The organism is Mergibacter septicus, assembly GCF_003265225.1.
Classification (GTDB): Bacteria; Pseudomonadota; Gammaproteobacteria; order Enterobacterales; family Pasteurellaceae; genus Mergibacter; species Mergibacter septicus.
In genome coordinates this window covers 1,829,775-1,854,756 of the sequence record NZ_CP022013.1, presented here as the reverse complement: position 1 = coordinate 1,854,756, position 24,982 = coordinate 1,829,775, and the positions used below count along the sequence as shown (strand labels likewise).

General features: G+C 34.3%; 20 protein-coding genes and 2 tRNA genes. 8 read left to right on the top strand and 14 right to left on the bottom strand.

Annotated elements, in window-relative coordinates; translation table 11 throughout:
- Positions 1-28 precede the first annotated feature (28 nt).
- From recC to CEP47_RS08700, 5 genes are all read right to left on the bottom strand, one after another.
- Positions 29-3,445, bottom strand: a complete 3,417-nt coding sequence (gene recC / locus CEP47_RS08720) for an exodeoxyribonuclease V subunit gamma (RefSeq protein WP_261920014.1) — start codon at positions 3,443-3,445, stop codon at positions 29-31.
- A gap of 78 nt (positions 3,446-3,523) precedes the next feature.
- Complete coding sequence (locus CEP47_RS08715) at positions 3,524-3,817, bottom strand: DUF5374 domain-containing protein (RefSeq protein WP_261920015.1); 294 nt, start codon at positions 3,815-3,817, stop codon at positions 3,524-3,526.
- Entirely contained in the window at positions 3,807-4,157 is a 351-nt protein-coding gene (locus CEP47_RS08710) for a hypothetical protein (protein ID WP_261920016.1), read from the bottom strand. The genes CEP47_RS08715 and CEP47_RS08710 overlap by 11 nt, the downstream gene beginning before the upstream one ends.
- A gap of 6 nt (positions 4,158-4,163) precedes the next feature.
- Positions 4,164-4,763, bottom strand: coding sequence for a hypothetical protein (locus CEP47_RS08705; RefSeq protein ID WP_261920017.1), 600 nt, complete (start codon positions 4,761-4,763; stop codon positions 4,164-4,166).
- A 6-nt stretch (positions 4,764-4,769) separates the two neighbouring features.
- Positions 4,770-5,252, bottom strand: coding sequence for a hypothetical protein (locus CEP47_RS08700; RefSeq protein ID WP_261920018.1), 483 nt, complete (start codon positions 5,250-5,252; stop codon positions 4,770-4,772).
- A gap of 279 nt (positions 5,253-5,531) precedes the next feature.
- Here CEP47_RS08700 and trxA point away from each other — a divergent pair, with 279 nt between their 5' ends.
- The 7 genes from trxA to CEP47_RS08665 all read left to right on the top strand — a co-directional run bounded on the left by trxA (position 5,532) and on the right by CEP47_RS08665 (position 11,341).
- The gene (gene trxA / locus CEP47_RS08695; RefSeq protein ID WP_373463111.1) at positions 5,532-5,864 is read left to right on the top strand and encodes a thioredoxin; all 333 of its coding nucleotides are present in this window, start codon (positions 5,532-5,534) and stop codon (positions 5,862-5,864) included.
- A gap of 110 nt (positions 5,865-5,974) precedes the next feature.
- Entirely contained in the window at positions 5,975-7,099 is a 1,125-nt protein-coding gene (locus tag CEP47_RS08690) for a methionine biosynthesis PLP-dependent protein (RefSeq protein WP_261920020.1), read from the top strand.
- A gap of 138 nt (positions 7,100-7,237) precedes the next feature.
- The gene (gene mltG / locus CEP47_RS08685; protein ID WP_261920021.1) at positions 7,238-8,278 is read left to right on the top strand and encodes an endolytic transglycosylase MltG; all 1,041 of its coding nucleotides are present in this window, start codon (positions 7,238-7,240) and stop codon (positions 8,276-8,278) included.
- A gap of 24 nt (positions 8,279-8,302) precedes the next feature.
- Positions 8,303-8,950: a dTMP kinase gene (gene tmk, locus CEP47_RS08680; RefSeq protein ID WP_261920022.1), complete on the top strand. Its 648-nt coding sequence runs from the start codon at positions 8,303-8,305 to the stop codon at positions 8,948-8,950.
- Between the two features lie 59 nt (positions 8,951-9,009).
- Positions 9,010-9,996 carry a DNA polymerase III subunit delta' gene (gene holB, locus CEP47_RS08675; protein ID WP_261920023.1) on the top strand — a complete coding sequence of 329 codons (987 nt, stop codon included), beginning with the start codon at positions 9,010-9,012 and terminating at the stop codon, positions 9,994-9,996.
- Entirely contained in the window at positions 9,989-10,780 is a 792-nt protein-coding gene (locus tag CEP47_RS08670; RefSeq protein ID WP_261920024.1) for a TatD family hydrolase, read from the top strand. The genes holB and CEP47_RS08670 overlap by 8 nt, the downstream gene beginning before the upstream one ends.
- Before the next feature lie 12 nt (positions 10,781-10,792).
- Positions 10,793-11,341, top strand: a complete 549-nt coding sequence (locus tag CEP47_RS08665) for a DUF1523 family protein (protein ID WP_261920025.1) — start codon at positions 10,793-10,795, stop codon at positions 11,339-11,341.
- A gap of 213 nt (positions 11,342-11,554) precedes the next feature.
- Here the strand turns inward: CEP47_RS08665 and CEP47_RS08660 are convergent, their stop codons facing one another.
- The 6 genes from CEP47_RS08660 to guaB all read right to left on the bottom strand — a co-directional run bounded on the left by CEP47_RS08660 (position 11,555) and on the right by guaB (position 22,380).
- Positions 11,555-13,603 carry a DUF262 domain-containing protein gene (locus tag CEP47_RS08660; protein WP_261920026.1) on the bottom strand — a complete coding sequence of 683 codons (2,049 nt, stop codon included), beginning with the start codon at positions 13,601-13,603 and terminating at the stop codon, positions 11,555-11,557.
- Positions 13,604-13,824: 221 nt separating this feature from the next.
- Complete coding sequence (locus CEP47_RS08655) at positions 13,825-16,086, bottom strand: DEAD/DEAH box helicase (RefSeq protein ID WP_261920027.1); 2,262 nt, start codon at positions 16,084-16,086, stop codon at positions 13,825-13,827.
- On the bottom strand, positions 16,083-17,873 hold the full coding sequence (locus tag CEP47_RS08650) for a site-specific DNA-methyltransferase (RefSeq protein ID WP_261920028.1): 1,791 nt from the start codon (positions 17,871-17,873) through the stop codon (positions 16,083-16,085). The genes CEP47_RS08655 and CEP47_RS08650 overlap by 4 nt, the downstream gene beginning before the upstream one ends.
- A gap of 440 nt (positions 17,874-18,313) precedes the next feature.
- Entirely contained in the window at positions 18,314-19,888 is a 1,575-nt protein-coding gene (gene guaA / locus CEP47_RS08645) for a glutamine-hydrolyzing GMP synthase (protein WP_261920029.1), read from the bottom strand.
- A gap of 12 nt (positions 19,889-19,900) precedes the next feature.
- Entirely contained in the window at positions 19,901-20,830 is a 930-nt protein-coding gene (locus CEP47_RS08640; RefSeq protein ID WP_261920030.1) for a DUF2806 domain-containing protein, read from the bottom strand.
- An 86-nt stretch (positions 20,831-20,916) separates the two neighbouring features.
- Entirely contained in the window at positions 20,917-22,380 is a 1,464-nt protein-coding gene (gene guaB, locus CEP47_RS08635; protein WP_261920031.1) for an IMP dehydrogenase, read from the bottom strand.
- Between the two features lie 194 nt (positions 22,381-22,574).
- Here guaB and CEP47_RS08630 point away from each other — a divergent pair, with 194 nt between their 5' ends.
- Positions 22,575-23,465, top strand: a complete 891-nt coding sequence (locus CEP47_RS08630) for a Dyp-type peroxidase (RefSeq protein ID WP_275979773.1) — start codon at positions 22,575-22,577, stop codon at positions 23,463-23,465.
- Between the two features lie 148 nt (positions 23,466-23,613).
- On the opposite strand, the gene CEP47_RS08625 is transcribed toward CEP47_RS08630, so the two are convergent.
- The 3 genes from CEP47_RS08625 to mltC all read right to left on the bottom strand — a co-directional run bounded on the left by CEP47_RS08625 (position 23,614) and on the right by mltC (position 24,981).
- Positions 23,614-23,689, bottom strand: a tRNA-Asn gene (locus tag CEP47_RS08625).
- 4 nt (positions 23,690-23,693) lie between these two features.
- Positions 23,694-23,769 (bottom strand) — tRNA-Phe (locus CEP47_RS08620).
- A 138-nt stretch (positions 23,770-23,907) separates the two neighbouring features.
- A complete protein-coding gene (gene mltC, locus CEP47_RS08615; RefSeq protein WP_261920032.1) occupies positions 23,908-24,981 on the bottom strand; it encodes a membrane-bound lytic murein transglycosylase MltC in 1,074 nt (357 codons plus the stop codon).
- Position 24,982: the final 1 nt, after the last annotated feature.

The following is a 24,982-nucleotide window of genomic DNA, read 5'->3' as shown; positions in this document are numbered from 1 at the left end:
TCGCCCTGATTTTTATCAGGGCTTATTTTTATTTTTTCTTATCTAGCATTAAAGCAAACCAACTGGTAAAAAGTTGTTTAAAATATTCCGTATCGGGTTGTTGAGTTTGCTGTAAAGTGCGTTGCCAATAAATACCACTACGATGATCTTCAGTTTGAGTAGAAAGATAGCTTGACCACTCATAATCACTACTAGATTCTTTTTCTACTAACTTATGATAATGAGCCAACTCATAGGTTGGAATTAATGGTAGCTGTTTTTGTGCTTGCAAATAAGCGTGCAAATAAATCTCGAGTTGCTCTTTTGCTTGCTTTGGTTCAATCGCCTTAAATTCAAAATAAACGACTTTATCTTTCTCTCTACCAATAAAAAGTGGGGTGGGTATTGCGATATTTGTTGCCGTTACCGCATTTTGACAAATATAAACAAGATACTTAATCCAACAACTTAATTGATCTCGTTCTCTTATTTTCCCTGCTCGCCAATAAACTTGCTTATGATTAAAAAGTGAAGTTAAACGACCACTTAACTGAACATATGAATCCAGATTATCAAAAATTAAGTTAACATCTACGCTAGAAATAGTTTGAGAACGATAAGGCTGTATCGCTACTAATAAAGGATCAATCTCGCTATATAACCGCTGTTTTGCCACCTCGGTAAAACCACCTCGTGGTAACATTCCTTTATGCTCTGCATTCTCGGCAAAATATTGCCATTGCTGAGGATTATCCAGCAATTCTTCTGTCAACCAATAATTAACCAATGTATCAAGATGAAAATACTCGTTACCTGCTAACTCTTGCTCCCGTTGATAAAATGACACCCCTAATCTTTGTTCAAAAAAATAACTGATGGGAGAACAAACAAATGCGATTAATTGATCGAGAGTGATCTCGACTTGTGAACAATTTTCTTCCGCAATAGGTTGAACAAAATCTGCTAATTGATTTTTTTGCTGTGGTAATAACCACTCTTTTGCATAGGAAAAATGCGGTTGGATAAAATTATTCGGACTAAAAACCGTCATTGGATAAATTGTTAATAATTGTGTTCTTACTGACTGCTCACTCTGAATATTATCTGTCAAATAATCTAATAACCGACTAACAGGTACTGCAGGTTCTTTTTCTGTATTATTTGTTATAGAACGTCCAATATAACTAATATACAAACGTTCTTGTGCGGATAACAACGCTTCAAGAAAAAGATAACTATCATCTTCTCGGCGAGAACGATCACCTTTACGTGGCAGGTATTGCATCAAATCAAAACTATTTGGTAGAACCTGACGTGGAAAATCACCATCATTCATTCCTAACAAACAGATTACTTTAAAGGGAATTGCACGCATTGGCATCAAGGTACAAAAATTGACTTTTCCCATTAAAAAATGGTGATTATTTACCTGTTCATTTAATTTATTCGCAAGTAATTGTTGTATTACATTCGCTGATAATGGTTGCTGATAATTGGTCTGTTCCGCTTGTTGTAAAACCGCTAATACATTCTCACGGATAAACAATTTAACCTCAGCTAACGCCTCATTCTTACTTGATTCAACAAAAAATTGATTCAGCATAGTGAAAATTTCATCTTGCCACTGCAAAGCCGTAAGTGGTTGCAATAGCACTTGCCGCCATTGTTTTAATACGCTGATAAAATGATATAAATTACCAGCTAACTTAGCCTGCAAGCCTGTACTAAAATCAAAAGCTAGTGTATCTTGCCAAATACCTTGTTGCTCTCGCATCGCATAACCAAGTAGCATTCGCTCTAAACCATTCTGCCAAGAGTTATAATTAGGCGGTTGGTTAGTTTCAAACTTATCTAAACCAAAACGAATCCCTGTTAAATCTAGCCAGTTACGAAGCCTATCAATATCCTGCCCATCAATTCCAAAATTCATTCTGATAGGTTCAATATCCAACAATTCTAAAATTTCTTCAGCATTAAATTCACTTTCTCCTAAGGAAAATAGCTGTAAAAATGCAGAAATCACCAAATCACTTTCAGTTAATTTCCGATCAGAAATGGCATACGGGATAGCCCGTTTATCATTCAACCTAGCCTGATATTGTGAAAATACCGCCTGAATATAAGGCGTGTAATAATCAATATCTGGCACCATTACAATAATATCTCTTGGCGTTAAAGTTGGATCTTGTTCAAATAACTGTAATAAATGATCGTGTAAAACTTCGACTTCTCGCATTGCCGAATGACAAGCATGAAAACTAATTGACTTATCCGCTGGACTAAAAAAGAGTTGTTGCTCCTGTGGCGTTGCAGACAAATTATAAATTTGCCGTTTCAGTTGGCTTAATAAAGTATCACCACTTGGTGGTGCATACCCTTCTATGCCATTTACATCTGTCTCTGCTAATAAATATAAGAAATCTCGCCCTAATTTACCCCAAGCGGATAATAATGGGTGCCCAACTTGTAATTGTTCATTAAATGTAGAAATCTCATATTCTTGTTGTTCTAAACGGTGTAACTGTTCAGGGCGAAATCTATTTAATTGACTACTCCGTAACTTATTCAAATAATGGGGATCAACAATATCCCCCCAATAATAAGGGCTAGGGCTATTGAAAAAAAGATGAACCTCAATATATTCACCTAGTTGACGCAAAGTTTCTAAAAAGATTTGTGGCAATGCGGAAATACCAAAAACAAAAACACGCTGTGGTAAACTTTGTTTAATTAAAGCCTCATTTTTCCGATCTACTAATTGTTGTAAATAATGTTGTTGTAAATTTGCCCGATGCCATACCCTTGTTTGTTCAACACCGCTTTGATATGAATATTGTTGTCGAATATCTTCAACCAAACTACGCCATAAAATCGCTTGCCAACGTACATCATTCTCAATATTTTGATTAAAGATAGGATTTTTGTTCTCACCTAATTGATGATGTAACTGTTGAATTAACTGTTGCTCTTCACTCTCTTCCCATAAACTAATCCAATCCAATCTGTACACCAAATATTGTACAAAAAGATCGGCAATTTTATTGGCTAATTGAAATAACTTCTCTTGATCAAGTAAATGAATTTGATTTGCTTCTGATTTCTCTGCCACCAAATAAGATCGTAATCCCGCAAACTCGATCTTTTCTAAATGTTGCGGAATTAAACGCATCAAACGCCAACTAATTAATTCTTTTTGAAATTGATCTACTGATGCAAAATTATCTTTTACCAACGGATCAATGCCACTATAACATCGCCAAATAAAACTCGCTGGCATCAAAAATTCAAGATTGGCAACTATTCCTTGCTGTTGTGCAAACTGTAACTGTAACCATTGCCCCATACCTTGACTCTGAACCAAAATAACTTCTTTGGCAAAAGGATCTTTTAATGGTTGTTGTTGAATGAGATGGAACAATATCTCTTTCTGAGTTTCTAAATAATTTGAGTAGTAAAGACGAAACACTGTATTCTCTCCTGATCGTTGAAGGTATATTTTAACAGTTTATCTAAACGACTAACTAAATATTTCTGCTCAACGATACTACCGTACCTTAATCACACCTAAAGGGTAAGTTACCGTAACCTGCTGATCACAACTAATCTGAAAACGAATCCCATTCTGTATACGTTGATTTTCACACTCTAACCCTAAATACTGTCGGTTTAACTGATTTTCAGCAATCTGAATCGCCTGATAACGTTGATAAATTTCACTGGCTTGTTGCTGCTGTACATTCAATCCCTGTTGTACACTCAAACACAAAAATGAAAATAATGAGATCGCTAATAAGATCGATACACTACTGCTACCATTTTGATAAAAATTAAAAATCACTAAGACTCCTCTCAACTAACCGCCATTCAATAGTAGATTTCAATCTTCCTTCACTAGCAGGTACAATTATTTTTTGACAGACAACAAAATACCCTGTGTTTTCGCCCTGATAGATCAAAACATTTTTTCCCTCTTTCTGACAAACTTGAGCTGGATCTTTAGTTGCGAGTTCAAGCCCTTGATAAAAAAGATGTTTCTGTTTTAAATACTGGTATCTTTGCCCCAAAATTGTTCGATAAAAACTCAGATCTTGCTGATAAGCTAGAAAAATTAATGGTAATAGACTGATTAAAAATAATAGCGGAAATAAATTAATATAACCTTGATGATGATTTCGCATAAAAACCTACTGATTTAAAAGTGGAATAATACTTTCAAATTCATATATAAATGCTAATTTATGCTTTAATTTAGCCACAATTTTCAACCGAATTCCCCGATGCTTAGCACCTTGAATTGGCTCTAAAGAAAAATCTGTAATCTGATAATACCTATCATCAATTAATCTTTTCCAATATAAGTTTTGTTGCTGACAAGTTGGAATTACGCCTTCTCTACTATCAAAAGTACGAATATTTCTACTGTCAAAACGATAACCGAAAGATGTTGCTTGATAGTTAAATAACACACACTGATACGCCGTTCTATCAATACTTTTCGGTAATTCTAAGCTCAACGTATCTTTTTCTTGATCTGCTATCATTTTTGCCTTACTTGAAGGGTTAAAACCACTTCGTTGTAAATCCTTACCTATTAATTCTGCGACTTTATGTATTACTAATTGCAATTCTAATTGGGTATATAAATACGTTAAACGTTGGTAGTGATAACTAATTAGGTGGCTTATTGATAATAAAAGGAGTGAGCTCAACCCTAATGAAAGCATCACTTCAACTAAGGTTATTCCTAACTTATGACCAGTGGTATTAAAGGATCTGACTAACATAATTTTTTACTCTAGACGAATTCGCCCATTATCCGCAAAACGCAAAACACGTTGATAATTCTCAGCTTGTACACTTAAATTAGCGGCTTTAATCGTATTACGTTTACCATAAAAATAAATATGCTCTTTCGGAAAATAGTTATTACTTACAACCATCGTTCTTGCCGCTGAATGGGGAAAATAGATACTCACTTGTTGATTAAGGCAACGCTCCTTTTGCAAACAATTACAAGGCGGTTGATTGCTTAATTGGGCACTCAAACACCAACGACCTTGTAATAGATCTCGACTCACTCGTAGCTGATAATCTGTATTTTGAGTATTGGCTTGACTTTGAATAACACGTAAAAATAGCAATAAACGCTTTTCATCAATAGAACGTACCAATCGTTGATTAATGTTATACCAATAAGGCTGACTCAATAACGTAATTAAAGTTAAAATTAACAATAAAGTTAATCCTTCAAATAGCGTAAACCCTTCTTTCATCTTGCATTATCTATCCTTGTATTTAATTAATAAGCAAGATAAAAAAAATCACACTAAATACAAGTTATGCCTTTTCTTTTGCGAGAAAGATCGAAAATAAGTCGGGATAATAGGAAATATATTGCATAATAAATGTGTTATCGTCTTAGCTTTTATCAAAATCACCTTATCCAATTTTTTTACACTTTTTTTTCTACTAAAAAGCTATGCTATACTGACCGTGAATATGATTTCAAATCATTAAAAAAATCTTAACAATTATTTAACTCAAAAAGGACTATGAATATGAGTGATAAAATTATCTATACATCTGATGCAAAATTTGATGATGACGTTATTAAATCTGATATTCCAGTTTTATTAGATCTTTGGGCACCGTGGTGTGGACCTTGTCGTGCAATCGCACCTATCTTAGACGACTTAGCAGAAGAATTTAACGGAAAGGTAAAAATCGTTAAATTAAACATTGATGAAAACCAAAAAACCCCTGCAAGCTTAGGTGTGCGTAGCATTCCAACCCTTATTGTTTTTAAAGATGGCAAAGCTGTCGCTACCCAAGTAGGTGCATTACCTAAGGCACAATTAACCGCCTTTATTGAGAAATCGATCTAAATTTAGATTTTACCAAAAGCCATTGCAATTCAATGGCTTTTTTGATCTATTACACAACATAAATATAAAAACATTCATACTTCCTCCGCTATAACAAGAAAGGCAACAAAATGACACAACAACATACTACTTACACAATTGATACTCTCCTCGCTCAACTGGGTAATCGTACTGATGACCGTACAGGGGCAGTTTCAACCCCGATTTATCTCTCCACAGCTTATCGACACCATGGCATTGGTGAATCCACTGGTTATGATTACACTCGCACCAAAAACCCTACTCGCACCGTTTTAGAACAAGGGATTGCCGCTTTAGAAAAAGGTGATCAAGGCTTTGCCTGTGCTTCTGGTATGGCAGCAATTCAGCTAGTTATGTCGCTTTTTAAAGCACCTGATGAATGGATTATTTCAAGAGATGTCTATGGTGGAACTTATCGCTTACTCGATTTTTGCTGTAAAAACAACCACGGTGTTAAACCTGTCTATGTAAATACGGCTTCTTTACCCGCAATTGAACAAGCTATCACCTCAAATACCAAAGCTATTTTTATTGAAACACCTTCTAATCCATTAATGGAAGAATGTGATATTGCTGCTATTGCTAAACTTGCGAAAGCAAAGGGGCTACTCCTCATCGTTGACAATACATTTTTAACCCCAGTTTTATGCCGACCATTAGAACTAGGTGCAGATATTGTCCTCCATAGTGCGACAAAATACCTCTCAGGGCATAATGATGTATTAGCCGGCTTAGTAGTGGCTAAAGGTGCTGAACTGTGTGAACGCTTATTCTATATTCAAAACGGTGCTGGGGCTGTTTTATCTCCTTTTGATGCTTTTCTGGCTATCCGTGGTTTAAAAACGCTTAGCTTAAGAATGGAACGACACCAGCAAAATGCCAAAATCCTTGCCGAATTTTTAGCTCAACAAGTAGAAATTGAAAGTGTGTTATATCCTAATAAAGGCGGTATGATCTCTTTTCGTTTACAACAAGAACAGTGGGTTAATCCTTTCTTAAAAGCCTTAAAATTAATCACTTTTGCTGAAAGTTTAGGTGGAACAGAAAGTTTTATCACCTACCCTGCAACACAAACTCATATGGATATTCCAGTACAAGAACGATTAGCTCGTGGGATTTGTAACCGATTATTACGTTTTTCTGTCGGTTTAGAAAATGTCGAAGATCTCAAAGCCGACTTAACTCAAGCATTACAACAAGCCAGCCAAGCGTAAATAGTGAAAAATAGACCAAAAGACGGCATTCAATGCCGTTTTTTTGACACTTTTGAGTTTAACTCAACGATTTATGTTAAACTGCCACCATTTAATGGCTTGCCCCTTTGTAAATAAACAATCATATAGAGATAATCAATGAAAAAAATCTTAGGTATTGTTTTTCTAAGTATCATCTTGATCATCACCTGTCTTACAGGCGGTTTTTTTTGGTTAGAACAACAATTTAAACGCTTATTAGCAGAACCTATTACCGCTACTCCACAACAATTAATTGAGATCAAACGTGGTACCACCCCTAAAGCGTTTACCCAACAATTAGTTAGCGAAAAAATTGTTTCGAATTCAACGCTCTTACCGTGGTTATTAAAACGTTATCCGCAGTATAGTCTCAAAGCAGGAACATATTCTCTGGAAAATCTACAGTCATTACAACAACTCTTAGAACGGATTCATAGTGGAAAAGAAGTACAACTAACTTTTCAAATGGTTGAAGGCACAACCACAAAACAATGGTTAAATAAATTAAAAAATAGTCCTTATTTACGCCAGACGCTAACCGATAAGAGTGAAAGTGAAATTTATAATTTATTAAACTTACCAAAAACCGCTGATCCGCAACAGCAAAAAATTGAAGGTTGGCTCTATCCAGATACTTATCATTATAGCCCTAACTCAACGGATTTAGCGTTATTACAACGAGCTAGCCAACATATGCAAACGAGATTAGCGGAAATTTGGCAAGAAAGAGAGGCTGATCTACCACTGAAAACGCCTTATCAACTCTTAATCTTAGCCTCTATTGTTGAAAAAGAAACAGGGATCAATGCCGAACGCCCAACTATCGCTTCTGTTTTTATTAATCGTTTAAAGCGAGGAATGAAATTACAAACCGATCCAACCGTTATTTACGGTATGGGGGATAATTATCAAGGCAATCTGCGGAAAAAGGATCTCACGACGCCAACGGAATATAATACTTATGTGATTGAGGGATTGCCCCCAACTCCAATTGCAATGCCAAGTGAAGCCTCTCTCTTAGCAGTGGCTCACCCTGCTAACACGGATTATCTTTACTTTGTCGCAAATGGCAGTGGCGGGCATACTTTCAGTAAAACGTTGAGAGAACATAATCAAGCGGTACAACGCTATTTACGTTGGTATCGCAGTCAAAAATAATGAATAGCAAGCAGGATTTAATCAATGGAATTAGGGAAATTTATCGTTCTGGAAGGGCTTGAAGGTGCAGGTAAGACCACCGCCCACCAAACCGTTGTCAATACACTTAAAAAATACGGCATTGAAGACGTCTGCTTTACACGAGAACCCGGTGGAACACCATTAGCAGAGAAACTCCGTACTCTAATCAAACACGGCGATCCTAACGAACCAGTAACAGATATGGCGGAATTATTAATGCTATATGCAGCAAGAGTACAGCTAGTAGAGAACGTGATTAAACCTGCATTGCAAGCTGGTCGTTGGGTAATAGGCGATCGCCACGATCTTTCTTCTCAAGCCTATCAAGGTGGTGGTCGCCAGATAGATCAACAACTTCTAACCACCCTCAAACAAACGGTTCTTGGTGATTTTGAACCTGATCTGACACTTTACCTCGATCTCGATCCACAAATTGGTTTAACACGTGCAAAAAACCGTGGTGAACTTGATCGTATTGAACAACAACAATTAACCTTTTTTCAACGTACTCGCCAACGTTACTTAGAATTAGTTAGCAATAACCCTAAATGTGTTACTATTCAAGCTGAAAAACCATTAGAACAAGTCAGCAACCAAATTGAAGATGCACTCACTAAATGGTTAAAAAAAGTAGGAAAAGTCGCAAAATAAGCAGAAAATAGACTAAATTTCACCAAAGATCCTTAATCGTAACAGAAAGGCAATGCAGTATGATTGATCTCTATCCTTGGCAACAGACGCTATATCAAAAAATCCTAGATACCTTTCTCCAAGGGCGAGGACATCATGCCTTATTATTTAAAACCGAAACAGGTATAGGAGCAGAAGCCTTACTTCAACAGCTTGCAGCTTGGTTGCTCTGTCAAAAGCCACAAGCAAATACCATCTGCCATCAGTGCCAAAGTTGCCATTTATTTCTTCAACACCACCACCCTGATTTTTATCTTTTACAACCATTGGAAACGAAAACCATTGGAGTAGAACAGGTTCGAGAAATTAATGAGAAACTTTACCAACATTCACATCTAGGCGGAAATAAAGTTGTTTGGTTGCAAGGCTTAGAAAAGCTCAGTGAAGCTGGTGCTAATGCCCTCTTGAAAACCCTTGAAGAACCCGTTTCTGGTTGTTATTTCTTATTACAAGCAGATCTTGCTTATCCTATCCTACCAACCATCTATAGTCGTTGCCAAAGTTACACTCTATCAACCCCAAATCCGCAAACCTCGATGGAATGGTTACAACAACAAGGTTTATCCCAAACGCCAGCACAACTTAACACAGCATTGCGGATCAACCAATTTCGTCCATTAACTACTTTACACTTTATACAACAAAACCAGTTAGAAAAACGACTTCATTTTTTACGCCAATTTTGGTTATTTACACAGAAGAAAAACCTTAATCTACTGCTTCCTCATTTTGAAATAGAGCTGATCCTCACTCAATTAGATTGGATCATTGCCTTTTTAAGTGATGCTTTAAAAGCAAGATTAGGTATCAATCAAGGGTGGATTTGTGCCGATTTGGCATCAGGTGTAGTAAAATTAAGTCAAGGTTACCACCAACAAAAATTATTACGAGCAGTCGAGATCGCCCAACAAATGCGTACCGAGCTCGTCAATATCAATGCCGTTAATCAAGAACTCATTTTAATTGACGGCCTCACTAAACTACTTATGGAAATATTTAATGAATAAATTCTTTCTTGTTGATTCTCACTGTCATCTTGATGCGTTAGATTATGAAAATTTACATCAAAATCTTGATGATGTTATCGAAAAAGCCAAACAACGTGGGGTACAACACCTTCTCAGTATTGGAGTTACCTTAAGCCGTTTTCGTCAATTACGACAACAACTGAATAACCACCCTGAAGTCTCTCTTTCCTGTGGTGTTCACCCTTTAGACTTAGATGATGAACCGTTTGATCCTATTTCATTAGAACAACTGGCACAAGATCCGAAAGTGGTTGCGATTGGAGAAATTGGTTTAGATTACTATTACAGCCAAGAAAATAAAACACAACAGCAAGACGCTTTCGCACAACAAATTGAAATCGCCAACCGACTGCATAAACCAGTGATTATTCACACACGTTCAGCCCGAGAAGACACCATTCAAATCTTAAAAGATAACCACGCCGAACGTTGCGGTGGTGTAATTCACTGCTTTACAGAAAATCAATGGTTTGCCGAACAAGCCCTTGATCTCGGTTTTTATATCTCTGTTTCAGGGATTATTACTTTTAAAAATGCAGAAGAAATTCGCCAAGTTATTCGCAATGTCCCACTAGATCGTCTATTAGTCGAAACTGATTCTCCTTATCTTGCCCCTGTTCCATATCGTGGTAAGCAAAATCAGCCTGCTTATGTACGGGAAGTTTGCGAATATGTCGCTAGTCTAAAAGGCATTACATTGGAAGAAATGGCTAAAATTACCACCGAAAATGCAGTGAAATTATTTAAATTACCATTAGCTTAATAAGGGAAAATTATGCAACAACCATCAACATTTCGCTTATATCTAAAACGTTTTTTCCTACTTTTTGCCCTTTGTTTCTATATAACCCTTGGGTTTGGAATTAACTATATTTTTCCAAGCTATAACATCACCCAAATTACAGGCGTAGAAGTAAAACGAGTTGATAAAGACGGTCCCATTAGTAAAGCTAACCCTGCAGATGGTCCAACTCGTGATGTCTATTACATCTATACCCAAAACCCAAATACAAACGATGTTGTGGTCTATCGCAACGAAGATACTCGCTGGGGCTTTCCATTCTACTTCAAATTTGATTCCGCTAATTTACAGGCTCAAGCCCAAGGATTTGCTAACGAAAAACAATGGGTACAAGTCAAATATTACGGTTGGCGTTTAACATTAATCGATGAATTTCCAAATATTACAACGCTAAAAGCGGTTAATTCTGATACCACCCCATCACACCCAATCGTTAGCTATATACTCTATATCATCTTATTAATTTTATTCTTCTTCACCGTCCAATTTATCCGTGGGTGGTATGATAGTGAAAAGCAGTAAGGATAAAATAACTTTGAATAAAACCAGTAATTATGCTGGTTTTTTCTCATTTAAAATTCTAAAAGTATTAATTCAGTATACATAATATGATTAATCCAGAAGAAAAGATTTAAAGCTCCTAGTAGAAATCAATAGGAAATAACCTAAAATAACAACCAAATTTTAATTAATAAAATTGGGTTGTTATTTTACTTACTACTAAGAATATATTTACTAATTTATCTTTATCCCAAATTCAAAATCTTCAATATCAAATCCACTAATTACTATTAATTTTTTTACAAACATCATTATATATTCAGAACTAAGATTTGACTCATAGAAAATTCCCGAATTACTAATTTCTCTCGCTTTTCTAATTTTAGATGGTTCATATCCAATATAGATACTATTCGAATTAGTCATCATATATTCTTGTTTAGCTAATTTTCTTAATAAATCTGGTTTAATTTCATATAATAAATTAATAAACTTATCTAACAACTCCACATAAGTCTTAACTGAAATTTCTTCTCCTAAGAAAACAAATTTATATGGTTTTGTCTTTCTTAAAGACAAATTATCATTTATCTTGACTAACTCATCATTTTTTTCAGATTTATAATTTAGATCTACTTTTTCATAATTAAATAGCTCAATAATAATATCAGATAATCTATTTGCCCTATCTAATATTACTTTTTCATTCCAACAATCAGCGGAAATAATATCCTTATTTAGGATATTTGCTTTAGAATTATCTTTTATTATCCTTTTCTTTTCAGAAAATTTCTTTGTCCCTAATTCACTATTGTGCCCAGTAATAGTAAGATTTCCTAAAGTATGAAGATATTTTTCATATACCTCATTATAATTACCACCTATTTCTTTTTTCCATATAATTGAATTCTCTTTTTGTGGTAAGATATGCTCTATATTTAGATTAGATAGATCGATTTTTTCTTTAGTGTGGTTTTCAATCTCCGAAAGAAGATACTTACAAGCTACCTTTTTATATAAGTCTTTATATATTAAAGAGCTTTTAAATTCTTCATCATCAAGTATTCTATCTTTTGTATTTAATTCTGAAATTAGTTGTACTAACTTTACATAAAATGATCCTTCAATATTCTTAATAATTCTATCATATAACCCATTATAAAATCCTCTAAGACTATTAGATGGAATTTCACACACAATTCGCCTTATACTATAACTTCTTAAAAAAGTAAGGATTCGTATTAAATCATAATCAGATAAATTCCTATTTTCATGGTCTTCAAATACTCTAAACAAAAAAGAATAAATTGTTGTTTGTTCTAAAACTTGAAAACTATTTAATAAATAATTAATCTCATCAGAATAAGCTGATTTTTTACCAATAAATGCTGCATAATACTTAGAATATTTCTTTAATTCTTCTAATATAGCTTCATGCTTATCAAAATTATTATTATAATAAATCTTAAATTTTTCATAGGCATTTTTTCTAGTTATCTTATTTGTACTTCTAGAATTTAAATATTGGATTAAAAACTCTTCAACCTCATCATGTCCAATTTTATCTTCTATAAATAACCAATACTCTTGATATAAACGATCTTGATTACAATCATCCATTAATAAGAAATTCCTAATTAAGTCAGCTAATGTCAACTCTAATCCTGTAGAATTAATACTCTCAAAAATTATTTGAGCATCATCTCCACTAGACTTATCCAGAATAATTTCAACCATCTCTAATTTTTTCATTCCATCTAAGATATCTCTTAACTCTAAGTCATCTGATTCTTTTATTATCTCATTAAAAAATTTATAATTTCTTGTTATATTAGAAGTTGATAACATTTCATCAAATTTATTTTCCATTAACTTTTTCAACTGGATATTATCTGCTTGAATTGGTTTTAATTTAATTTTAAATTCTTCTGAACATCTCCTATTATAGATATATTCTTTTACTTCATTATAAACACTCTCATTCTTATTATTTTCAGCACAATCTAATAAAACTTTTAATAAAATATATAAAGTTGTTAATCGTTGTTGACCATCTACAACTAAAACTTCTGATAAAGTTGAAGTATCCACACTCCCTTTAATATATACCAATATTCCTAAAAAATGCTTTCTATCATTTTTATAAGCTTGAATAATATCATTAAAAAGTTTCCGGCATTGCTCTTCTCTCCAATCATAATTTCTCTGATATACAGGAATCTTGAATATCCGTTGATTTTTCTCAATTAAATCTGAAATAACTTTTACCTTATTAGTATCCATATTAATTAAACTTATCTATTTTATTTAAACATTTTCTTTCTATTTTTAATAATCTACTATAAAAAAACACAAATTTAAAGGTCATTTAATAAAAAATTAAAATCTAAACATAAAAAAATAAACCATTGAAAGAAATAATCTCTAAATGGTTTATTTCAAAATAATTTTATAAAGATAAGCTATAAAAAGATTTTATTTTAATTATATTATTCACCAATAAACTATATAATTTCATCTAGTGGTTTCCATTCATCTTCCGAAAGCGAATGTTTATATTCAATATTGTTATAATACAACTCCTCATCCCTATCACGAACAAAAGCAAAATTATAACCATATTCGTTAGCAAACCTTTTAAACTCTTTGAATTTATTCTCTACCTGAACATCAATATTTTTATCCTGGCCATTACTCTCGCCACCTTTTGTTTCTATTAACCATATTTCACCACTTTGTAATCTAATGATATAATCTGGATAAAATAGCTTTGTTCTTCCAAAACCATCACTATACATAATAGAAAGATACTGACTTCCACTATCTCCATTTTTATAAAGAAAATCCACATTATCACTAGCATCACAATAACGTTCAAATAAGCGTTCACTTGTAGATCTAAAAGCACTATCTATCATCTGAACAGTATACTTTTCATAAGCATTCGACTCTAAAACCTTATTTGATTTTGCATCGCTCCTGTACTTATAATTTTCCTCAAGAGGTATTTTAAATATCTCTGTTTTAACTATTGACAAGGTTATCTGCTTATTTTTAATATGCTGCCCACTAAATTCAATAAATACATCTTTTATTTTGTCCTTATTGTTGATTATAAAAGCATAAAATTCTTTCAAAGTTAGGCTTAGTAATTTATATTTTCTACTCGTGTTTTTAAGAAATAGACGAGATAATATCTTTCTAGTCGAAGAATAATCAAGCCCAGTATATTTTTTCAAGGCATCAATTTCATGCCTTAAATCCATACCATGCTTATGAGTATCCACCTCATAATTTATACTTTCATGAGACATATTTTCTTGTATTTCAAGATCTTTTAGAGTTGTAGCCTTACCTTTTAAATAACTAGAAAGAATATTCTTACCAAAGATATAACCATTATTTTCTAATTTCTTTGCATTTTCATTAAAGTTATTTACTAATGAGTATTTAGTTTTTAAAAACTCATATAAATACTTGATAATTTCTACCTCTCCAGTCGTTGGTAAATCAGCATTTCTAATTTCTTTTACAAGCTCTACTTCCCTAGGTTTTTCTTTTAAAAATAATCTTTGCGTTTCATACGCTCCAATTTTTAAAGCTTCAAGTTTATATTTCTCATCAAAAGTATATAAATATGAATTATCTAAAAGATCATTATCATAATGCTTTGCCATTGGCATACGTCTTAACCGTCCTAGAGTTTGTATCTCAAACTTTTCACTCATATTTTCTCTAAGCTTAACGAGTATCTTTGCTCTAGGGCAATCCCAACCAGTAGCCAACGCTTGTTTAAATAGTAAAAATACAGGTGTTGCATTAGGTCTGGTTATATAATTTTCCTTACCTTCATCTCCAAGGTTTATCTTTCCTAGTTTCTTTGAATTATAGTTTTTATCTTCTTTCGTTTCAACACTGAACCAACTTGCTACAAGTCCGTTTTCATAGCTATATCCTAAAGCGTTAAGTTTTTCTTCCACTCGTTCAATCAGCGTATCGTTAAGGTTTGGAAACTGAACCAGTACAAGAGGTCTTATATCTGCACCAATACTTATATATTCTTTAGCAATCTGTTCTCGTAAAGATACAGCTTTTTCTATTAATAAATCTGTTTCAGTATCAATGCTTTCAATAGTTCCAGCCTTCAAATCAAAGTTGACATACATCGCTCTTGTAATAAGTCCCTCATTAATTACATCAACTTCATTAATTGAATAAAATTCACCCAACGCTTTTGCTACTGGTGTTGCTGATACACGAATTTCATGCCTACTTGCCAAAGCTTTAATGACATCATTTGCCTTAGAGGTATCGTTTAAATGCTCCTCATCAATGATACAAACAAATTGCAGACCTTTATTATGAGCCCTAGCAATATGCTCATATAAATTAGTTCTTTCAGTATCACTAATTGCTATATTTCCCTTTTTAGTAATCTTCTCCCAGTTAATGAAATAAGTACTCCCTGGTCTAAATCCTCCAAGTAACACATCATCAATCGTTCCTGTTTGTAGTTGAGGACAGAATTTTTCCATTTTTTCTTTAGATTGTGTTTCTAAATTTCCCTTACCTGGTGAGAACCAACAAAAAACGGTATTTTCTCTGTGATAGTCCAAATATTTTTCAATGTAGGCAACTAGAATAATAGTCTTACCTGAACCAGTCGGGGCTTGTAATATGATAGCTTCTTTATTTTCTAATTCTGTATTTTGATATAGCCAATCTACGGCTTTTTCTTGAAAGTTTTTTAGCTTAATTCCTATCATAGTTCACCAACCTCCATAAGTTCATTTTTAAAATAGTAGTCTGGTATGGTTACCAAAGAAATATTTTTAGCTTCGATAGCTTTCATATACTCGCCATCAATAAACACATCATTCGAAATAAAAATTGTAGCTTCGTCTTTCGCTTTCTGGATAACTTCTGCAATGTTATGTTCATCTAAAAGAATAAGCTTATTCTTGTTATCAATTTCACACATATATTCCAGTTCTATTAAAGGGATAATATGATCTATTAATTTTGCAGTTATCATGTCTTCTTCATTTTCTATTTTAGGAATAAAGTTCGTTTTAAAATATTTTAAATTTTGTGGTAAATCATCTTGAATATTTTTAAGCCTTCTGTATGTCACTTCTTCACAAATATTATTCTCATTATTCGTACAAAGAATATATTTACGATTACCACCGTCTTCTTTATTTAATTGCATAACTGCATGACCTGTTGTTCCTGATCCAGCAAAGAAATCTAGTACAGTTAAATTCTTATTTGGATATAGATAAACAATTCTTTTTATTAAATCTAAAGGCTTTTTACCGTTAGGGAACTCTATATTTCCTTCTTTTGTAAGATTTTTTGTACCTGCAATATAATTCCAATATGTACCTTGCAAGGTTTTTTTATAAAGTTTGCCATCGATCTCTTCACTTACATCCTTTAACCAAGCAAATAACCTAAAATTCTTTCCTTTATAAAACTGTTCATAAAGTTTTCCTTTATTTTTTCCAGACTGAGGAACATATTCTATAGAAAATAACTCGCTTTCTACTCCCAATTCTTTCACCTTTTCTATTACTCTTGGTCGTATAGAACTTTGTGGCATCGCTGTTTGAAAAATACAATGTGAATACTTTGAATATATATCTTTTTCTGACAAATTATCTTCTTTAATTAATTTACTAATTGACTTTATATCATAATCAATCCTTTTATATATTTTTATTTCATTACCTTCTCCATCAACCGTAGAGCCAATATATATTTTTTCACCAGGATCAACGAGAGCAGTCGTATATTTCCAACTGATATTTTCATCTCGATAACGTTGAACTAAATCACTAATATCTTCATAATCAAATACTCCATTAAATACTGGCAACACATCATAATTTTTAGCATAAATAAGAATATACTCGCAATTCTTTTTGAATTTTTTATCCTCTCCACCACCTGATGCACCAGCAATATTTTTCATATTAACACTAATAATATTTAAAAAGTTTTCCTCTCCAAACACTTCATCACAAAGCAATTTCAGCTGAGCTTGTTCATTGTCATCAATACTAATAAAAATAACACCCTCATCACTTAGTAAACTCTTTGCAATCTCAAGCCTTTCACTCATAAAGGATAGCCACTTACTATGGGAATATCCGTCAGTTTTATCTACATAGCTGTCATTGTAAACAAAGTCCTTGTTTCCTGTGTTATAAGGCGGATCGATATAGATTACATCAATCTTTCCTTTGTGCGTTTTCTCCAGCAGTTTAAGAGAATGTAGGTTGTCCCCCTCAAGTAAGAAATTATAGTCGTTGCTATCATCAGCCTTTATTTTTCGTTCTTCTACTTCCTCAAATACAGGTATATTATACTCAAGCATTTCATCAACCCTTTCAGTATGCTTTTCCCAAACAAGACCGTATTTTTTCTCGTTCAAAGCATTAGCAATTTCATTTAAGGAGCGGATGATCTCATCGTCCTTATTTTGCTCTTTTAACTTATTGATAAAAGCTAAAAGTTCATCCCTTTTTATCTTTGATAAATTAGCCACCTTACCCTCCTAAATATAGTTCTATTCATTACTTAAATTATAAAAATACCACCTTAATAAAATCTTACTTAATATTTCATTGATTTTTATAAACTGGTTCACACTTACTATGTTTGCTATACATCCAAACATAATTTTAGATTTTTTAACTAGCACAGAAAAAATTTTCTCGCTTATAAAAAATACCGTACAGACCGCACGATGTATTATGTCGTACGGTCTGTACGGTAATTAATAAATTACAGCCTCTGATTCATATTTCAAAATGAATTTATTGTTACTCTTGCCACATTTAGAAACAGTTTCAACTCTATATATTTTTAAAACCTTTCTTTACTCTAGCAACTATTCTTTTTATAACTTTATACCATTTTAGTACTAATCATATCTTTTTAAATCCTAAAAGCATTGAAAGTAAAGGGTTTTCAACTTGAAATATACTACTCCCACTCAATCGTAGCAGGTGGTTTGCCTGAGATGTCGTAGGTTACACGGGAGATGCCGTTTACTTCATTGATAATGCGATTTGAGACTTTACCTAGCAGATCGTATGGTAGGTGTGCCCAGTGAGCGGTCATAAAGTCGATGGTTTCAACGGCTCGTAACGAAACAACCCAGTCGTATTTACGTCCATCGCCCATCACGCCAACTGATTTGACAGGTAAAAATACGGTAAATGCTTGACTGACTTTGTCATACCAGCCTGAATTGCGTAATTCTTCAATAAAGATAGCATCTGCTCGGCGAAGAAGATCGCAATACTCTTTTTTCACTTCCCCAAGCACTCGCACGCCTAAACCCGGTCCCGGGAATGGGTGGCGGTAAAGCATATCGTATGGTAAGCCTAATGCTAAGCCGATTTTACGGACTTCATCTTTAAATAATTCTTTTAGTGGTTCAACCAAACCTAATTTCATATAGTCGGGTAAACCACCTACATTATGATGCGATTTGATAACGTGTGCTTTACCTGTTTTTGAAGCTGCAGATTCAATGACATCTGGGTAGATTGTACCTTGTGCCAACCATTTTACATTTTGGTGTTTATGTGATTCTTCATCAAATACATCAATAAAGACGTTACCAATAATTTTGCGTTTTGCTTCTGGATCTTGTACACCTGCCAACGCATTAAGAAAACGTTCTTCCGCATCTACTCGGGTGATATTTAAACCAAACTTATTGCCAAACATTTCCATCACTTGATCGCCTTCGTTTAAACGTAATAAACCGTTATCAACGAAAACACAATGCAAGTTATCACCGATTGCTCGTTGCAATAACAATGCTGTTACGGAAGAATCCACCCCACCAGATAGGGCTAAAATTACTTCTTCATCGCCGACTTGCTGTTTAATCCGAGCAACCGCATCTTCAATAATATTTTCTGCCGTCCAACGCTTTTCGCAACCACAAATCCCGATAACAAAATTTTCTAATAGTGCTAAACCTTGTTTTGAATGGGTAACTTCTGGGTGGAATTGCACGCCATAGAAACGGCGGTTTTCATCACTCATTGAGGCGATGGGGCAGGTACTTGTTGCTGATGAAATGGTAAAACTTGGTGGAATGCGAGTTACTTTATCACCGTGGCTCATCCAAACATCTAATAACGCATTGCCTTGTGGGGATTGCCCGTCTTGTAAGCCGTTAAGTAGGCTGTCGTTTGCAAGCACTTCAACTGCTGCATAGCCAAACTCACGTTGAGTTGATGCTTCAACCAAGCCACCTAACTGCATTGCCATGGTTTGCATACCGTAACAAATTCCAAGCACTGGTACCCCAGCATTAAAGACATATTCTGGTGCTTTTGGGCAACCTTGTTCTGTGGTGCTTTCAGGACCACCAGATAAAATGATTCCTGTTGGTGCAAAGTTACGAATATCTTGTTCTGAAACGTCCCACGCCCATAATTCACAATAAACGCCAATCTCACGAATACGGCGAGCAATTAATTGGGTATATTGTGATCCAAAATCTAGAATTAAAATTTTATGTTGATGAATATTGTTCATTTTATTTCTCAGTTATAAGGTTTTAGATAAAATTTCTTTAGTAATAGAACGATTTTCCAGTTTATATAATGATAATGACTTAGTATTAGGTAATTCTAAATCATTACAAATTGTAGTAAATAGATTAATAGATAGCTCTTCATTTACAGAGTGAGCTAATTTATATAGAGTTTCTCCAACGGATGTCAATTCAATTAACTCAAAGTTTAATTCTGCATTGGAATCTTCCTTATCAACATGAAATGCAAAGCAATAATTGTTTTGTTGATGATAAAAGTAATAATAATGTAGATGATCTTTATTATATTCTTGGATAGATGAGAAAGATTTTATACCCGATATAGGAATATGTGCTATTGCTCCCATATTATATAATGAGTCAAGAATACCATGTTTTAAATTGTCAGGAATAAAATCAAGAGCTAAATATCTATCGAATATAATATATTTTAATGTAGAGGAAAAAAATTCAGCCTCTTTTAGAGAAATCATGGATAATGTATTCAAAACTCTTAAACTAATACTATTGGGAGTATATACTTCTTCAGCTAAAATTTTTCCCCAAAAAATTTTTAGATCATCTTCTCCTATATTTTTAGCGTACTCTCTCCACTGATTAAAAAAAGTCTGAGATACTTCATCATTTGATGGCTCACAATCTTTTGATTTAAATACAGCGCTAGAGACAGCATATTCTATACATTGATTAATGTTATCAGATTGTTGTCTTTCAAAATCAATAAAATTACCATTTTTATCTAAGTTAGCTTTACCTTCACTAATTAATCGTGCTTGCCTTTCAGCTTGTGCCTCCATTAGCCTATAAAGAGCCTTGCGCTTTTCTATTTTTTTTCCAAAAAATAAATCAAAAATTTTGCTAACTCCTTTGGGGATACTCTCAACTAAAGGTGTTAAATCACATGTAATAGGAGAAAGATTCATGTTATCCTCGATAATTAGGTTAATTTTTAAAAGTATTTAAATCTAAATGTTTTTTTAGATTATATAGAGCAAATATTTCCCATAAGTTACCCCATTCGATAATTCGGTGCTTCTTTGGTGATGGTTACATCGTGGACGTGGCTTTCTTTAATGCCCGCACCACTGATACGTACAAACTGAGCTTTGGTGCGGAGTTCTTCAATCGTTGCACAGCCAGTTAAGCCCATACAAGAACGTAATCCGCCCATTTGTTGGTGGATAATTTCTTTTAAATGCCCTTTATAAGCAATACGCCCTTCAATCCCTTCTGGTACCAATTTGTCTGCAGCATTGTCTGATTGGAAGTAGCGGTCTGACGATCCTTTTGACATTGCACCTAGCGATCCCATACCACGGTAAGATTTAAAGGCACGTCCTTGATACAGTTCAATTTCACCCGGTGCTTCTTCTGTACCTGCTAACATTGAGCCTACCATCACACAAGATGCCCCTGCTGCGATTGCTTTTGCAATATCTCCTGAATAACGGATACCACCGTCTGCAATCACTGGTATGCCTCTTTCTTTTAAGGCTTCAGCCGCATCTGCAATGGCTGTAATTTGTGGTACACCTACACCAGTTACAATGCGGGTGGTACAGATTGATCCCGGTCCAATACCAATTTTAACAGCACTTGCACCCGCATCAGCTAAGGCAATTGCACCTTCTGCAGTTGCTACGTTACCAGCAATAATTTGTAAGTCTGGGTATTTTGCTCGGGTTTCACGGACACGCTGTAAGACACCTTCAGAATGACCGTGTGAAGAATCAATCAATAATACATCTACTCCAGCTTTGACTAAGGCATCAATTCGCTCCTCATTACCTGCACCTGCTCCAACCGCTGCACCGACACGTAAACGCCCAAATTCATCTTTACACGCATTCGGTTTTTGTTCCGATTTTTGGTAATCTTTTAAGGTAATCATACCTTTTAGTTTGAATCCTTCATCGACAACTAACACTTTTTCAACACGGTGTTTGTGCATTAATGCAAAAATTTGTTCTCTTGATGCCCCTTCTGTAACAGTAACAAGACGTTCTTTAGGAGTCATCACTGCAGTAACAGGTTGGCTTAGATCAGACACGAAACGTGTATCTCGTCCAGTTACAATTCCGACTAATTCGTTTGTTTCTGTCGTTACGGGATAACCTGCAAATTTATTCTTTTGGGTTAATGCTGCTACTTCAGCTAAGGTCGTCTCTGGACGTACGGTAATTGGATCATTGACAATGCCACTTTCAAATTTTTTCACCTTACGTACACGATCCGCTTGGCGTTCGATACTCATATTTTTATGAATAAAACCGATACCACCTTCTTGTGCTAAAGCAATCGCTAATTTAGCTTCTGTCACGGTATCCATTGCAGCCGACAAAACAGGAATATTAAGACGGATAGTTTTGGTTAATTGAGTGGAAAGATTGGCAGTATTAGGTAATACTGTTGAATGAGCTGGGACTAATAATACATCATCAAAAGTTAAAGCTTCTTTAATTACTCTAAGCATTGCAATATCTCTTTTAGAAAGTTAAGTTCAGGAAAAATATTGCGGTCGCATTATACAGAGTTTGATCTTATTTGAAAATGGCTACTGGTTAAAAATAAAAGATCCTTTGGTCTGATATTAATCAATCTAATTTAGTCAAATAAGTTATATTATATGATAATGACATTTTATTAATTAAACATAGAGGAATAATAATGAAAATACAAAGTGGAATTTTATTAGAACATTCTAAAGCCGCAATTTTTATTGAAGCGAAGATTAATGATTATGCTAAGGTCGCAACAGCTTGTAAAGAAATACATACTTCACTAACCCATTTACAACACCAACACCCCGATGCAAAATTAGGTTTAGTCATTGCATTTGGGCATTCCGCTTGGCGGCATTATTCATCAACCACTGCATCTGAACTTAAAACATTTCAGCCTTTAGGTAAAGGGGATTTTGTTGCACCAGCAACACAGAGAGATTTACTAATCCATATTATTTCATTACACCCTGATGTTAATTTCTCATTAGCCTTAGAAGTTATGCGTTTATTTAATACCAGCATTAGTATTGATGAAGAAACTCACGGATTTCGTTGGATCGAAGAACGAGACTTTACTGGCTTTGTTGATGGTACTGAGAATCCTCAAGGAGAGGATCGTCCACAGGTTGCAACGATTAATCAAGGTATTGATGCTGGTGGTAGTTATGTCTTAACCCAACGTTGGGTACATCATTTAGCACAATGGCATACAATGAGCCAAACTGAACAAGAACAAGTGATTGGCAGAACCAAACCTGATAGTGTTGAACTTGATGATGTGCCAGAAAATTCACACGTTGGGCGAGTGGATTTAAAAGAAAACGGTCAAGGCTTAAAAATTTTACGTCAAAGTTTACCTTATGGAAAAGCTAGTGGAGAACATGGGCTTTATTTCATCGCATATTGTGCAAGATTACATAATATTGAACAGCAATTATTAAGTATGTATGGCTATCTTGATGGAAAAACGGATCGCTTATTAGAATTTACTCAAGCTGTCAGTGGTAGCTACTATTTTGCTCCACCATTAGATATGTTATTAAACTTATCGTAATTTATTTCCCTCTTCAAAAGCCTAAGTTATACCACTTGGGCTTTTTATTTATCTAAACGAAACAAATACACGATCAATGTTAAAATTAAAAATATGTTTGATGATATGAAAAAAGCCTACTTAAAAAAGTAGGCTTTTTTCTAGAATTTGGCTCCTCCTGCTGGACTTGAACCAGCGACATACGGATTAACAGTCCGCCGTTCTACCGACTGAACTAAGGAGGAAAAGTGGTGCCCGGAGGCGGAATCGAACCACCGACACGGGGATTTTCAATCCCCTGCTCTACCGACTGAGCTATCCGGGCAGCTCGTCTCTGTGTGGTGCGTATTAAACGTTTTTTTACGTTCCAAGTCAATCACTAATTTAAAAAAAATCATCTTTTTTTGCTTGTTAGCTTGTTTTATACTCAAAACGAATAAAAAGACCACACTTTTTCATTTATTTAACGTTTTCTATATCCTTTTTGTGCCGCTGTAACTTTTTTCAAATAATTTCTTGCCTGTGCAGAAGGATGCTTAGTAACTAAAATCTGATACAACTGCTCTGGTAATAATTTATCCATTTTCTTAATCGCTTTTTCCCGATCATTATCAAAAATACGTAACACTGCACCACCACCGCTATTATATGCAGCAATCACAGCATAACGTCTTGAGGTTGGATCTGTGATATTTTGAAAATATTTATTCTGTAAAATCCACAGATAGGCTGTTCCTGTATCAATATTCCGATGAGGTTCAAATAAATAACGGCGAGAAGGTTTACCACTCTTGCCTTTTAACTTAAATACATCACGCCCTGCAGTATCTGGTACAACTTGCATTAAGCCGATTGCATTGGCATAACTAACTGAATAAGGGTTAAAACTTGATTCCACTTCCATAATGCCTAAAATCAAGCTTTCATCAACACCATAATGGCGAGCAGCTTTTCTGACAAAAGGTAGGTATTTCCTTGCACGTACCGCAATATGATTCGCTACCATTGGAATAACAACATATTCTACTTTGCGTCCATTTTGCAGATAACGCTGTTGTAATTTATTTTTCAGCAAGTATTCAGCAAATAATGTGGCTTCTTTACGGCTTTTAATTGGCTTACTACGCTGATCTAAGACTTGCCCAAATAAAAAAGGATTATTACTAATCGGCGTATCCCCTGAAGTCAGTAAATCAATCCCAGAAGGATCATCTCCCATTAATAAAATATGAATAATTGCACTTTTTAATTGATTTTTATCTCCTAACGTACCCACTGTAATTAATCCATTATCAAAACTAATATGGCTGCGTGTTAAATAATTATCAGTGTACTTCACATAATCTTTACGGCTAGCAACTAAGAGTTCATTTACGCCCCAGATCTGATCTATATTGTGAGAAAACTGGCTGGTAAGAATATCCAGCCCTTTCGTATCTTTACTAAAAACATCATCATAAGTGATGTCTTTTTGCACCTGACTACTACAACCATAAAGAAACACAAAAGCAGTTAAAAAGGCAAAACGTTTTTTCATC